The sequence below is a fragment of the Micromonospora sp. NPDC049662 genome (assembly GCF_040675055.1).
Taxonomy (GTDB): domain Bacteria; phylum Actinomycetota; class Actinomycetes; order Mycobacteriales; family Micromonosporaceae; genus Micromonospora.
Window position 1 is genome coordinate 46150 of sequence record NZ_JBFAOC010000047.1, and the last position, 1213, is coordinate 47362.

The 1213-nt window shown below is 71.2% G+C and carries 1 protein-coding gene; it reads left to right on the forward strand.

Annotated elements, in window-relative coordinates:
• Positions 1 to 758: 758 nt before the first annotated feature.
• The coding region (locus AB0J36_RS26645) for a hypothetical protein (protein WP_363661240.1) at positions 759 to 1213 on the forward strand (455 nt) is incomplete at its 3' end.

Sequence of the window (1213 nt, forward strand, 5' to 3'; positions counted from 1 at the left end):
TGCGGTCCGGTCCGGTCCGGTCCGGTCCGGTCCGGTCCGGTCCGGTCCGGTCCGGTCCGGTGCAGTGCGGTGCGGTGCGGACCCGGCAGCTTTCGATGCCAGGGGCGGCGACCACTCCTGCGGCCTTGATGCCGGTGAGTCATCTTGATGACTCACCGGCATCACAGCCCACAACCGCCATGCCCCGCCGCAGCCGCCCCGACGGACAGCGGAACAGCGGAAGGGGACGCCAGGTGGACAGGGTGACGGCGGACCGGCCCATGGCCACGCTCACCTGCGGCTGCCGGTGGGCGTCGCCGTGGGCGGCCCGACGGCGAGCGCCGGGTGGTGCGCCTTGGGCGTGATGTCCGATTCCGGGTGGCGATGGGGTGTGACCGGGTGCATCCCCGGGCCGGAATCGTGGCCGACCCGGGGTCGTTACACACCCTGACGATCGCAGGACCACGGCCACCCCGCCCGGGGAATGGTCGGCCGGACCGGGTCGTTGCAGACCCCCGAACGACCGCAGGACGGCCCCGGGTCCGCTTCCGGATCCACGGCTGAGGGCCCGGGAATGACTCCGGACCGGCGGTCGTTACACACGGTCCCGGCGCCCACGAGCGACTTCCCTCGCCCGTCGGACGCCGCCCCGGCACCGCTCCGCTTGGTGCCGCACCCGAGACCCCCCGTTTGTGCAGCGCCGGACGAGGTGCGCACATCCGCGTCGCCGTTTCCCTGTGGTGAGGCGGGTGTTTCCTACCCCCGAAGGAGCTACCCCCATGAACACGATCTTCCGTAAGAGCATGCTGTCCGTTGCCGGTCTCGCGTTCGCCGGTGGTGTCTTCGCCGGCCCGATCGCCCATGTCGCCGCCCCGAGCACCGACCCCCGGCCGGTCGCCGTGGTGCAGGCCGACAAGCCCGACGCGAGCAAGCTGATCCCGCACGGCACCCAGGGCGCGCAGTCGCACATCGACCTGAACGGCGAGCAGACCGGCAACGCCAAGGCCATCATCGCGGCCACCAAGAAGGCGGGTCTGCCCGAGCGGGCTGCGGTCATCTCGATCGCGACGAGCCTGCAGGAGTCGAAGCTGGAGAACCTGGGTCACCTCGGCGAGATGAACGACCACGACTCGCTGGGTCTGTTCCAGCAGCGCCCGTCGAGCGGTTGGGGCACGCCGGAGCAGATCACCGACCCGGAGTACTCGACGACGGCGTTCCTCAAGGGCCTGCGTCA